This is a genomic window from Paragemmobacter kunshanensis, assembly GCF_011059185.1.
Lineage (GTDB): Bacteria > Pseudomonadota > Alphaproteobacteria > Rhodobacterales > Rhodobacteraceae > Paragemmobacter > Paragemmobacter kunshanensis.
Window position 1 is genome coordinate 234342 of sequence record NZ_JAALFE010000003.1, and the last position, 12493, is coordinate 246834.

Below are 12493 nucleotides of genomic sequence, written 5' to 3' on the forward strand. Positions count from 1 at the left end.
ATGGGTTAACAGGGCGGGCGGTGCGGGCTGTGAGAAAACGCGGGCCGGTTTCCCGGTCCGCGTTTCATCTGCCACCCTGACGGGGCGGGGTTAATCAATCCAGGAGACGCCGCGCGATGACCTGCGCCTGGATTTCGGCAGCGCCTTCGAAGATGTTCAGGATGCGCGCGTCGCAGAGGATGCGGCTGATCTGGTATTCCAGCGCAAAGCCGTTGCCGCCGTGAATCTGCAGGGCGTTGTCGGCGCTGGCCCATGCCACGCGGGCGCCGAGGAGCTTGGCCATGCCCGCCTCCAGATCGCAGCGCTTGTCATGGTCCTTCTGCCAGGCGGAGAAATAGGTGAGCTGGCGGGCGACCATGATTTCCACGGCCATCATGGCAAGCTTGCCTGCCACGCGGGGGAATTCGATGAGCGACTTGCCGAATTGCTTGCGATCCTCGGCGTATTTCATGCCGACTTCCAGCGCCGATTGCGCCACGCCCACGGCGCGGGCAGCGGTCTGGATGCGGGCGGATTCGAAGGTCTGCATCAACTGCTTGAAGCCCTGACCTTCGACGCCGCCAAGGAGGTTTTCGCCTTTGACCCGGAAATCGTCGAAGTTGACGGTGTATTCCTTCATGCCGCGATAGCCGAGGACTTCGATCTCGCCACCGGAAAGCCCTTGATCCACGAAGGGTTTTTCATCGGTGCCGGGGGTCTTTTCGGCCAGGAACATGGACAGGCCGCGATAATCGGTCGTGCCGTCCACGGTGCGGGCGAGGACCGTCATCACATGGGTGCGGGCGGCGTGGGTGATCCAGGTCTTGTTGCCGTTGACCACCCAATCCTCGCCATCCCGCCGGGCGCGGGTGCGCAGGCTGCCGAGGTCGGAGCCGGTGTTCGGTTCGGTGAAGACGGCGGTGGGGAGGATTTCGCCGGAGGCGAGTTTCGGCAGCCACTTGGCCTTCTGTTCCGGTGTGCCGCCGCAGAGGATGAGTTCGGCCGCGATTTCGGAGCGGGTGCCGAGCGAGCCCACGCCGATATAGCCGCGCGAGAGTTCTTCGGAGACGACGACCATGGAAGCCTTGGACAGGCCGAAGCCGCCGAATTCTTCCGGGATCGTCAGACCAAAGACGCCCATTTCTGCAAGGGAATCAATGATCTCCATCGGGATGAGTTCATCCTTCAGGTGCCAGTCGTGGGCGTGGGGCGTGACCTTTTCATCGGCGAAGCGGCGGAACTGGTCGCGGATCATTTCCAGCTCTTCGTCCAGACCGGTGGCGCCAAAGGTGGCGTGGCCGTGATTGGCGCGCATCAGCTCCACAAGGCGGGTGCGGGCGGCGGCGGTGTTGCCCCGGGCCATGAGGGCAACCGCCGCCGCGCCGGGCTGGGCCGGGGAAAGGCCGAGGTCCTGCAAGCGCGCGACCTCTCCCTGGCTCATCGGTATGCCGCCGTGGATCTGGTTGAGATATTCGCCATAGGCGATCTGGAGAAGGAGCGATTCCATCTCGGACAGTTTGCCATCGGCCTGCAGGCGCAGCGCCCAGGCCTGCATCTGGCGCAGGGATTCGGTATAGGTGGCAAGCCATGCAAGCGCATGGGCGGCATACTGGTTTTCCTCGAGCGCCTGGGCCGAGACCTTGCCCCCGACGGTGACCATGGCACGCAGGTTTTCGCGGGCCTGCGCGAAGATCTGTTCGACCTCGGGCAGGGCCCCGGCGGTGAGGGCGAGGAGATCGGCGAGAAGCGGCGACTGCGTCACGGGCTGGCCATCATGGGGCATGGGATCACCTAGGAAGGGCTATGCTGCGGTTGCGAGATAGGTAGTGCCTAAGCAGGCGGTGAGCAACTTAATTTCGCGCGAAAAAGATCAAGTGAAGGAAAATGTCGCAGCGGAATTTTCCTTCTGATGCGGGATTGAGGCGGTGCAGGAGGGCGGATTTCGGGGCAAGCCCTTGGGAACGCTGAGGTAATGGTCCGGGTCTGGCGGTTTCCGCGGTGCCACTGCCGGTGCAGATGGCTGGTGCAGACGGGCGTATGCCCGCGCGGCAGGGCAAGGGGCGGTTAACCATGAACCGGCTGGGGTGAGTCGGGCGGCAGGCGCGCTGGCCTTCGGCCTTGCCGGCCCTTGGCATTGCCAGGCGGGGGCGGCATGGTCGCAGCCGTGGCGGCGCGGGGGGCGGGCATGGATTGGGCGATGGCCGGGCTGGAGCCCGGGGCCTTTTGGGCGGCGATGGCGGTGACGCTGTTTGCCGGTTTCGTGAAGGGGGCGGTGGGTTTTGCCATGCCGCTGATCATGGTGTCTGCCTTCAACGGTTTTCTGCCGCCGGAACTGGCGGTGGCGGGGCTGATCCTGCCGACGCTGATCACCAACCTGTCGCAGGCGACGCGGCAGGGGTTGGGGCCTGCCTGGGGTTCTGTTCTGGCCTATCGGCGGTTCCTGATCGCGACGGTGGTCTTCATCGTGATCTCGGCCCCCTTTCTGACGGTGATCCCGCGCATGGCCTATCTCTTGCTGCTGGGGGTGCCGGTGACGGTGTTCGCGGCGCTGCAACTGATAGGGGTGCCACTGGCGCTGCCGCTGCGGCAGAGGGCGCGGGCGGAATGGGGGCTGGGCGTGCTGGGGGGGCTGTTCGGGGGGATTTCGGGGATCTGGGGGCCGCCGCTGCTGGTGTATCTGCTGTCCATCGGGGCGGGGAAGCAGGAGATGGTGCGGGTGCAGGGGGTGGTGTTCCTGATCGGGGCGGTGGCGCTGCTGGCAGCGCATCTGCGGACGGGTGTGGCGGATGGGGCGAGCCTTGGCTTTTCGGCGGCGCTGGTGGTGCCGGCGATGCTGGGGATGGCGATCGGCTATCGGGTGCAGGACCGGCTGGATCAGGCGCGGTTCCGGCGCTGGACGCAGGGGTTGCTGGTGCTGACCGGGCTGAACCTGGTGCGGCAGGCGGTGATGTGAGGGCTTGGGGCGCGGGGAGACCCCCGCGCTACGGGTGAGCGGTGATGTTGGGGAGTGGGGCGGGGTGAACCCCGCCCTACGGGTGAGCGGTGATGTTGGGGGGTGGGGCGGGGTGAACCCCGCCCTACGGTGCGGCGCGGTGGCGGGGTGAACCCCGCCCTACGGGTGGGGTGATTGTAGGGCGGGGTTCACCCCGCCCTGCGTTCAGCCGATGGCGGCGGCCTTCACGTCTTCGTCGATGAAGGGCACGTATTGGCCGAAGTTCTTCGAGAACATCTCGACCAGCTTGCCCGCCTGGGCATCATAGGCGGCGGGATCGGCCCAGGTGGCGCGCGGGTTCAGAAGCGTGGCATCCACGCCGGGGACGGCGACCGGAACCTCGAAGCCGAAATTCGGATCGCGGCGGAACTCCACCCCGGCGAGCGAGCCGTCGAGGGCTGCCGAGAGCAGCGCGCGGGTGGCGCGGATGGGCATCCGCTTGCCCGTGCCATAGGCGCCGCCCGTCCAGCCGGTATTGACCAGCCAGCAGGTGGCGCCGTGCTTGGCGATCTTGGCTTGCAGGAGCTTGCCATAGACCTCGGGGCGGCGGGGCATGAAGGGCGCGCCGAAGCAGGTGGAGAAGGTGGGCTGCGGTTCGGTGACGCCGCGTTCGGTGCCTGCCACCTTGGAGGTGAAGCCCGACAGGAAGTGATACATGGCCTGGGCGGGCGTCAGCCGCGCGATGGGCGGCAGGACGCCGAAGGCATCGCAGGTGAGCATGATCACGTTCTTCGGATGCCCGCCAAGGCCGGTGCCTGACGCGTTGGAGATATAGTCCAGCGGATAGGCGCAGCGGGTGTTGGCGGTCAGGCTGTCATCATCGAAATCGAGATCCAGCGTTTCGGGATCGTAGACCATGTTTTCCACCACGGTCGCGAAACGGTGGGTGGTGGCGTAGATTTCGGGTTCGGCCTCGGGGTTGAGGTTGATGGTCTTGGCGTAGCAGCCGCCTTCGAAGTTGAAGGTGCCGCGATCCGACCAGCCGTGTTCATCGTCGCCGATCAGGGTGCGGTCGGGGGCGGCGGAGAGGGTGGTCTTGCCGGTGCCGGAGAGGCCGAAGAAGACGGCGGTGTCGACCGGGTTGCCGATGGCGTGGTTGGCCGAGCAATGCATCGGCATGACGCCCTTTTCGGGCAGCAGGTAGTTCAGCAAGGTGAAGACGGATTTCTTGTTTTCGCCCGCATAGGCGGTGTTGGCGATCAGGATCAGCTTGCGGTCGAAGTTGAGCGTGATCACCGTTTCGGTGCGGCAGCCGTGGCGCGCGGGGTCGGCCTTGAAGCTGGGGCAGTTGATGATCGTCCATTCCGGAACGAAATTGTCCAGTTCCGCACGATCCGGGCGGCGCAGCAGGTGGCGGATGAAGAGGCCGTGCCAGGCGAGTTCCGTCACCACGCGCACATCGAGGCGGTGGACGGGATCGGCCCCGGCATAGAGATCCTGCACGAAGTAATCGCGGCCCTGCATATGGGCCAGCATGTCGGCATGCAGCCGGTCGAAGGCATCGGGGGCCATGGGGGCGTTGTTTTCCCACCAGATCGTCTTTTCGACCGAGGGGGTGCGGACGACGAATTTGTCCTTGGGCGAACGGCCCGTATACTGACCGGTGGAGCAGAGGAAGGCGCCGCCCTTGCCGAGGCGGCCTTCGCCGCGTCTGACGGCCTCTTCCATCAGGGCGGGCTCGAGGAAGTTGTAATAGACGTTCCCCAGGCCGGTGATGCCTTGATGTGCCAGTTCCTGCGCGGGGTTCACGCGTCCGTTCGTCATCCTGCAAGCTCCTGCGGCCGGGATCGCACCGACCATGTCAGATCAGAAATTGCCAACCCGGACCAAAGGGTTGGATGCCATCCTCCGGGCCAAGGGGGGATGCCATGGGGGTGCTATAACACGTCGCCAACCGCTTGGAACAGGACGGTTTTGCTGCGTTAGCGCAACCAGCGGGAGGTTAGCGCAACCATGGCCCGGATGCGGGCGGAGAGGGACCATATGTCCCACCCCGTCTGCCCGGATGTGCGGCAATTTCGCCATTCCTGTGGGTTTTCCGCGACGGTTCCGCCCCGCAAATGACGTGATTCGCACATATCGGTTGATTCCCGGAGGCGGAAAAATGATCATGCCCGACATAATAAAAAACGTATGACACACGGGCAGTATAGGGAAACCACCATGGCAAGGATCGCGCTTGTCGACGATGACAGGAATATCCTGACATCCGTCGCGATGACTCTGGAAGCCGAAGGGTTCGAGGTAGAGACCTTCAATGACGGGCAGTCCGCGCTGGATGCCTTCAACCGCCGCCTGCCGGACATGGCAGTGCTGGACATCAAGATGCCGCGCATGGACGGGATGGACCTGTTGCAGCGCCTGCGCCAGAAGACCAGCATGCCGGTGATCTTTCTGACATCCAAGGATGACGAGATCGACGAGGTTCTGGGCCTGCGGATGGGCGCGGACGATTATGTGAAGAAGCCGTTCAGCCAGCGCCTGCTGGTGGAGCGGATCCGGGCGCTGCTGCGGCGGCAGGATGCCATCGCCACCGGCGAGGTGGCGACCACGGAAGAGACGAAGATCATGGAGCGGGGAAATCTTCGGATGGATCCGCTGCGCCATTCGGTGACCTGGAAGGGGCAGGATGTGGCGCTGACCGTGACTGAATTCATGCTGTTGCAGGCACTGGCCCAGCGGCCCGGTTTCGTGAAGAGCCGGGATCAGCTGATGGACGTGGCCTATGATGACCAGGTCTATGTGGATGACCGGACCATCGACAGCCATATCAAGCGGCTGCGCAAGAAGATGCGCGCGGTGGACGACAGCTTTTCGGCCATCGAGACGCTTTACGGAATCGGCTATCGTTATAACGAAGAGTAAATGACCGCAGCGCCTCGACTTGGAAAGGATGGTCGCCCGACCCGTTCGGGCGACGTTGTGCTTGGGGAAGACTGGACCTCGGGCGAGGGGCTGGTCGATCCGGCCTTGCGGGCGAGCCGCGACAGGCGGGGGCTGGTGTCCCTGAACCGGTCGCCGCTGGCGCGGAAGATCATCCTTTTCAACCTGCTGGCGCTGCTGGTGCTGGCGGGGGGCGTGCTGTTCCTGAACCCGTTCCGCGACACGCTGGTCAGCCTGCGGGGCGAGGCGCTGGTGAACGAGGCGCTGCTGGTTTCGGATGTGTTCGAGGCGGTGGCCGCCGAGGCGCCGGGGCCGATGGATGCGGCGCGGCTGTCGCGGGTGCTGGAGACGGTGCAGGTGCCGCCGGGGGTGGAGGCCTTTGCGGTGACCGCCGCGGGGGATGTGGCCGCGCGCCGGATCGGCGAGGCGCGGCCCGGGGCCGCGGTTGCGGTGCGGCCGACGCCGATCGTGGATACGCTGACGGGCGCGTGGAACGGGGTGCAGGGCCTGTTCGGCGGCGGGCCGGACGTCGAGGGTGCAGCGGATGGTTCCGCGCTGGTGCAGACGTTGCTGCCGGCCGCGCTGAAGGGCGAAGGCGTGCGGATCGACGGGCGCGCGCCGGATGGCGGGCGGATCTTCGCGGTGGCCGAACCCGTGCGGATGGATGGCCAGGTGCTGGCCGTGGTGGCGCTGGCGGGCGATCAGCAGGGGATCGACGCGCTGGTGCGCGGCGAGCGCGAGCAGGTTCTGCTGATCTTCATCGCCTCGCTCATGGTGTCATTCGGGCTGAGCCTGATCCTGGCATCGACCATTGCCAATCCGCTGTCGGATCTGGCGGCGGCGGCGGAACTGGGGCGTGACCGGGACGCGCGCAAGATGGCGCCGGGGCGGGTGCGGATCCCGGATCTGGCGGCGCGGCCCGACGAGATCGGACGGCTGTCGGTGGCGATGCGGGGCATGGTGGCGGCGCTGTACGACCGGATCGACGCGAACGAGCAGTTCGCGGCCGATGTGGCGCATGAGATCAAGAACCCGCTGGCAAGCCTGCGGTCGGCGGTGGGCACGCTGCGCGTGGCCAAGCGCGACGACCAGAAGTCGAAGCTGCTGGATGTGATCGAACATGACGTGCGCCGGCTGGACCGGCTGGTGAGCGACATTTCCAACGCCTCGCGGCTGGACAGCGAATTGGTCAAGGAGGAGGAGGAGGAGTTCAACCTTGTCCGCACCCTGACCAATATCTCGGAATATCTGGGCCAGCAGGCCAATGAGAAGGGTGTCGAGTTCATCACCGATTTCCCGAATGATCCGATCCAGATCCGGGGCCTGGAGGCGCGGCTGGCGCAGGTCTTCGTGAACCTGATCACCAATGCGATCAGCTTCTGCGAGGATGGCGATGCGGTGCGCGTCTGGGCGCGGCGGCGCGACAACCGGGTGCTGATCGTGGTCGAGGATACCGGGCCGGGGATCCCGGAACAGGCGCTGACCAAGGTGTTCAAGCGGTTCTACAGCGAACGCCCGCAGGGGCAGTTCGGGGAACATTCCGGCCTTGGGCTGGCGATTTCCAAGCAGATCGTCGAGGCGCATGGCGGCGTGATCTGGGCCGAGAACATCCGCCCGACCCATGCCGATGTCACCTCTGACCCGCTGGGCGCGCGCTTTGTGGTGGGTCTGCCGGTGTGACCGGCGACGGCCTGCTGCTGCACGCGACCTGCGTCGCGGTCGAGGGGCGGGGCGTGCTGATCTGCGGGCCATCGGGGGCGGGCAAATCGGCGCTGGGAGTGCAGTTGATGGCGCTGGGGGCGCGGCTGGTGGCGGATGACCAGGTGGCGCTTTCGCGGCGCGACGGGGCGCTTTGGGCCGCCTGTCCGCCCGCGATCCGGGGCATGATCGAGGCGCGGGGCGTGGGGCTTCTGAATGCCGATCCGCTGGATGGGGCCGAGGTGGTGCTGGCAGTCGACATGGCAGAACGGGAGAGGATGCGCCTGCCGCCGCGGCGGGGGGTGACCTACCTCGGAAGGACAGTGGACCTTGTGCTTGGCCAGGAGACGCCCCATTTCCCGGCGGCGGTGATGCTCTATCTCAGGGCGGGACGCAGGGAATGACGGACGGGCCCGGAATGCAGGATCGGACGGCGCAGCAGGAACACCGGCTGGTTCTGGTGACGGGGCCTTCGGGGGCCGGGCGATCCACGGCGATTCATGCGCTGGAGGATCTGGGATATGAGGTCATCGACAACCTGCCGCTGAGCCTTGTGCCGCGGCTGATCGAGGGCGCGCCGCTGGGGCGGCCCATCGCCCTTGGCCTTGATGTGCGCAACCGCGATTTCAACGTGGCGGCCCTGATCGAGACGATCGACGGGCTGACGCGCGATCCGCGGGTGGCGCTGGAGGTGGTCTATGTGGATTGCGCGGCGCCGGTCCTGATCCAGCGCTACAGCCAGACGCGGCGGCGCCATCCGCTGGCCCCGGCCGAGACGCCCGCCGAGGGCGTGGCGCGCGAGATCGACCTTCTGGCGCCGATCCGGGTGCGGGCCGATCACCTGATCGACACCAGCGAGATGAGCCCGCATGACCTGAAGGCGGAACTGGCGCGCTGGTTCGACGGGGCCCTGGCGCAGCGGCTGGCGGTTTCGGTGCAGAGCTTCAGCTACAAGCGGGGCCTGCCGCGGGGCGTGGACATGGTGTTCGACTGCCGATTCCTGAACAATCCCTATTGGGAGCCGGGCCTGCGCGATCTGGACGGGCGGGATGCGGCGGTGGAAGCCCATCTGCGCGCTGACCCGCGTTTCGCGGAATTCTTCGGCAGGTTGTGCGACATGGTGACCTTTCTTCTTCCGGCCATGGTGGAAGAGGGCAAGGCGCATCTGTCCATCGGATTTGGCTGCACTGGCGGGCAACATCGCAGCGTCGCAATGGCGGAAATGCTGGGGAAGGTGCTTGCAGAGGCGGGCTGGGCGGTGTCAAAACGGCACCGGGAACTGGAGCGGAGGGTGGCGGATGCCGCCCTCGGGATCGGGGTGAAGGGCGCGTGATCGGTATCGTGATCGTTGCACATGGCGGACTGGCGCGGGAATATCTCTCGGCGGTCGAACATGTCGTGGGCAAGCAGGATGCGGTGCGGGCCATCGCCATCGAGGATGACCATGACCGCAGTGCCAAGCAGGCGGAAATCTGCGCCGCCGCGGATTCGGTGGATATGGGCGCGGGCGTGGTGGTGGTGACGGACATGTTCGGCGGATCGCCGTCGAACCTGTCGCTGATGGCCTGTTGCGGGCAGGACCGGCGCATCGTCTATGGCGCGAACCTGCCGATGCTGATCAAGCTGGCCAAGTCGCGCGAGATGCCGGTGCCCGAGGCGGTTGCCGCCGCGCTTGACGCGGGGCGGAAGTATATCAACAGTCTGGACCTTGGCGGCGGGGCATGAGCGCGGGGACCATGACGGCACGGAATTTGCGGATCATCAACGAGAAGGGGCTGCATGCGCGGGCCTCGGCCAAGTTCGTGGAAGTGGTCGAGGGGCATGATGCGCAGGCGCAGGTGTCGAAGGACGGCATGACGGTGTCGGGCGATTCGATCATGGGGCTGTTGATGCTGGCCGCATCACGGGGCACGACGATCGACGTGGCGACTTCCGGCGCAGAGGCGGAGAAGCTTGCCGATGCGCTGGAGGCGCTGGTTGCAAACCGCTTCGGCGAGGACTACTGAGGCGCGTCAGACGCGAAAGGCAGATCCGACGTGACCGAGACTTCGCAGAGCGAAGATATCCGCACCCTGGAGGTGAGCGAGGCCGAACTGGCCATCCGCCGCGCCGAGCGCGCCGAGCGCCCCTATGACATGCGGCGTCTGTCCTATGCCGGGACGTTCAAGAACCCGATCAAGGCCAATACGATCCGGGCGCTGGAATGGCTGACGGCGAAGGTGACGCTTCTGCGGCTGATCCGGGATTTCGAGCGGACGGGGGCACCGGTGGGCGCGCCGTTCTGGCCCAAGGCGATCCGGCAGATGGGGATCACGATAGAGACCCCGCCCGAGGAGATCGCGCTGATCCCGAAGACGGGGCCGCTGGTGGTGGTGTCGAACCATCCGTCGGGGCTGGTGGACGGGATGGTTCTGGCGGAACTGGTCACGCGGGTGCGGTCGGATTTCAAGATCCTGACGCGGTCCTTGCTGACGGGGATCCCGGAGGTGGAACAGTTCATGATCCCGGTGCCCTTCCCGCATGAGGACAATGCGCGCGAGCTGGGCCTGCAGATGCGGGACGAGACGATGAAGCACCTGAAGGCGGGCGGGGTGATCATCCTGTTTCCGGCCGGGAAGGTGGCGATGAGCGAGGGCTGGTGGGGCCCGGCGGTGGAGGCGGAGTGGAACGTCTTCACCCACAAGATCGTGCGGTCGTCGGGGGCGACGATCCTGCCGGTGTTCTTTCCGGGGCAGAATTCCCGCGCCTTCCTGATTGCCAACAAGATCAGCGACACGATCCGGCAGGGGTTGCTGTTGCACGAGATCAAGCGCTGCCTGTTCAAGCCGACCCGGCCCGTGATCGGGGCGCCGATCCCGGCCGAAGAACTGAAGAAATGGGAAGGCAACCCGCGCGGGTTTCTGGCCTGGCTGCGGGAACATACGTTGAGTTTGAAGAAATAGGGCGCTGGCCCTGATTTTTCGCAGAAAAATCGTGGGGCCTGCGGTTTTCTGCTCGGCGGCCCCAACGATTTTTCTGCGAAGAATCAGGGGCCGCGCGATCTGCTTCTGTCCTTTAACGTGTCGGGACCGGTGTCTCACCCCGGTAGTCGTAGAAGCCGCGCTGCGTTTTCCGGCCGAGCCAGCCTGCCTCGACATATTTCGTCAGCAGGGGGCAGGGGCGGTACTTCGTATCGGCAAGGCCGTCATGCAGGACGTTCATGATCGCAAGGCAGGTGTCCAGCCCGATGAAATCGGCCAGTTCCAGCGGCCCCATCGGGTGGTTGGCGCCAAGCTTCAGCGATTCGTCGATGGATTTCACCGAACCCACGCCTTCGTAGAGCGTATAGACCGCCTCGTTGATCATGGGCATCAGGATACGGTTCACGATGAAGGCGGGGAAGTCTTCGGCGCTGGCGGCGGTCTTGCCCAGCTTGCGCACCACCTCGTGCAGGCTGTCCCAGGTTTCCTGATCCGTGGCAATGCCGCGGATCAGTTCCACCAGCTGCATCACGGGAACGGGGTTCATGAAGTGGAAGCCCATGAACTTTTCCGGCCTGTCGGTGCGCGAGGCGAGGCGGGTGATGGAGATCGAGGAGGTGTTGGAAGTGAGGATCGTGTGCGGTTTGAGATGGGGCAGCAGATCCTCGAAGATCGCCTGTTTCACCGTTTCGCGTTCGGTCGCGGCTTCGATGATCAGGTCGGTCGCGCCCAGATCGGCGAGTTTGAGGGTCGTGCGGATGCGGGACAGGGCGGCGGCCTTGTCTTCGGCCGAAACCTTGCCGCGGCTGACCTGGCGTTCGATGTTGCGCTCGATGGTGGCGAGGGCGCGGTCGAGGCTTTCCTGGGCGATGTCGTTGAGCAGCACGTCATAGCCGGCCAGCGCAAAGACATGGGCAATCCCGTTGCCCATCTGGCCTGCCCCCACGATTCCGATGCTGCGGATCTCTGGCATGATCGTCTCCTTCTGTCCGGGCAGACCTTATGCAACCGGGGGGGCGGGGCGCAAGCCATGGCGCGCGCCGGGGAATGGGCAAAGATCATATCGAATTGCAAGTTTAGGGATTTCTTCACGTTCAGGCGGCAGGCTTTCCCCCGGGTGTTGTGAATTCGGGGGTGGGTGATGGCCTATGCTTTTCCCGGCGGCGGGTCGCTGGATTACATGCCGTGCCGCTATGGCCGGTCGAGACTGATGTTCCGCGGGCCAAGGCGGGACGTGACGGGGCGTTATGTGGCGGTGCTGGGCGGGATCGAGACCTATGGGCGATACATCCCCAAGCCCTATGCGCAGCTGACCGAAGAGGGGCTTGATCTGCCGGTGGTCAATCTGGGCTGTCCGAATGCGGGGCCGGATGCCTGGCTTTCGGATCCGGCGGTGATGGAGGTGGTGACGCGGGCGGCGGCCGTGGTGGTGCAACTGCCCGGGGCGGGCGATCTGACGAACCGGATGTATTCGGTGCATCAGCGGCGCAATGACCGGTTCCTGCGGGCCTCGCCCGTGTTGCGGGCGATCTATCGGGGGGTTGATTTCACCGATTTCAGCTTTACCCGCCATATGCTGCGGGCGCTGTTCGAGGCCGGGCCGGAGCGGTTTGCCCTGGTGGCCGAGGAATTGCGCGCGGCCTGGACGGCGCGGATGCAGTCGCTGCTGGCACAGGTGCCGGGGCGGCTGGTGCTGCTTTGGGTGGGCGAGCGGCCGCCCGGGCCGCGGCGCGATGCGCCCCTTGGGGAGCCGTTGCTGGTGGATGCGGCGATGGTGGAGCAGGTGGCCGAGGCGGCGGATGCGCTGGTGGTCGCGGTGCCGAGTGCGGCGGCGCGGATGCAGGGCACGCAGGGGATGGTCTTTCCCGAACTGTCGGAGCCTGCGGCGCGGGGGCTGCCGGGGGTGGCCGCGCATCGCGAAATGGCCGAGGCGCTGCTTCCGGTCTTGCGTGGGCTGGTGTGAGCGGGGCGTCCTGCAAGG

Annotated in this window: 12 protein-coding genes; 9 read left to right on the top strand and 3 right to left on the bottom strand. The window is 65.8% G+C overall.

What is annotated here, in order from left to right:
- Positions 1-94: 94 nt before the first annotated feature.
- Positions 95-1762 carry an acyl-CoA dehydrogenase family protein gene (locus G5V65_RS04965; protein ID WP_165047486.1) on the bottom strand — a complete coding sequence of 556 codons (1668 nt, stop codon included), beginning with the start codon at positions 1760-1762 and terminating at the stop codon, positions 95-97.
- Positions 1763-2131: 369 nt separating this feature from the next.
- Here G5V65_RS04965 and G5V65_RS04970 point away from each other — a divergent pair, with 369 nt between their 5' ends.
- A complete protein-coding gene (locus G5V65_RS04970) occupies positions 2132-2932 on the top strand; it encodes a sulfite exporter TauE/SafE family protein (protein WP_241250441.1) in 801 nt (266 codons plus the stop codon).
- 204 nt (positions 2933-3136) lie between these two features.
- Here the strand turns inward: G5V65_RS04970 and G5V65_RS04975 are convergent, their stop codons facing one another.
- Entirely contained in the window at positions 3137-4735 is a 1599-nt protein-coding gene (locus G5V65_RS04975) for a phosphoenolpyruvate carboxykinase (protein WP_165047487.1), read from the bottom strand.
- Between the two features lie 399 nt (positions 4736-5134).
- Between G5V65_RS04975 and G5V65_RS04980 the strand changes: the two genes are divergently transcribed.
- The 7 genes from G5V65_RS04980 to G5V65_RS05010 are packed head-to-tail and all read left to right on the top strand — an operon-like array spanning position 5135 to position 10494.
- Positions 5135-5836, top strand: a complete 702-nt coding sequence (locus G5V65_RS04980) for a response regulator transcription factor (protein ID WP_165047488.1) — start codon at positions 5135-5137, stop codon at positions 5834-5836.
- Positions 5837-7534, top strand: coding sequence for a sensor N-terminal transmembrane domain-containing protein (locus G5V65_RS04985; protein ID WP_165047489.1), 1698 nt, complete (start codon positions 5837-5839; stop codon positions 7532-7534).
- Entirely contained in the window at positions 7531-7956 is a 426-nt protein-coding gene (locus G5V65_RS04990; protein WP_165047490.1) for an HPr kinase/phosphatase C-terminal domain-containing protein, read from the top strand. The genes G5V65_RS04985 and G5V65_RS04990 overlap by 4 nt, the downstream gene beginning before the upstream one ends.
- Positions 7957-7970: 14 nt before the next feature.
- Positions 7971-8885, top strand: a complete 915-nt coding sequence (rapZ, locus tag G5V65_RS04995) for an RNase adapter RapZ (protein WP_165047582.1) — start codon at positions 7971-7973, stop codon at positions 8883-8885.
- Entirely contained in the window at positions 8882-9277 is a 396-nt protein-coding gene (locus tag G5V65_RS05000; protein ID WP_165047492.1) for a PTS sugar transporter subunit IIA domain-containing protein, read from the top strand. The genes rapZ and G5V65_RS05000 overlap by 4 nt, the downstream gene beginning before the upstream one ends.
- Positions 9278-9288: 11 nt before the next feature.
- Positions 9289-9558 carry an HPr family phosphocarrier protein gene (locus G5V65_RS05005; RefSeq protein ID WP_165047493.1) on the top strand — a complete coding sequence of 90 codons (270 nt, stop codon included), beginning with the start codon at positions 9289-9291 and terminating at the stop codon, positions 9556-9558.
- Between the two features lie 30 nt (positions 9559-9588).
- Complete coding sequence (locus tag G5V65_RS05010) at positions 9589-10494, top strand: lysophospholipid acyltransferase family protein (protein ID WP_343162819.1); 906 nt, start codon at positions 9589-9591, stop codon at positions 10492-10494.
- Positions 10495-10606: 112 nt separating this feature from the next.
- On the opposite strand, the gene G5V65_RS05015 is transcribed toward G5V65_RS05010, so the two are convergent.
- A complete protein-coding gene (locus G5V65_RS05015; protein ID WP_165047494.1) occupies positions 10607-11485 on the bottom strand; it encodes a 3-hydroxybutyryl-CoA dehydrogenase in 879 nt (292 codons plus the stop codon).
- Between the two features lie 168 nt (positions 11486-11653).
- Here G5V65_RS05015 and G5V65_RS05020 point away from each other — a divergent pair, with 168 nt between their 5' ends.
- Positions 11654-12475 (top strand): DUF6473 family protein, encoded by an 822-nt coding sequence (locus G5V65_RS05020; protein WP_165047495.1) that lies wholly within the window; start codon positions 11654-11656, stop codon positions 12473-12475.
- The last annotated feature ends 18 nt before the right edge of the window (positions 12476-12493 follow it).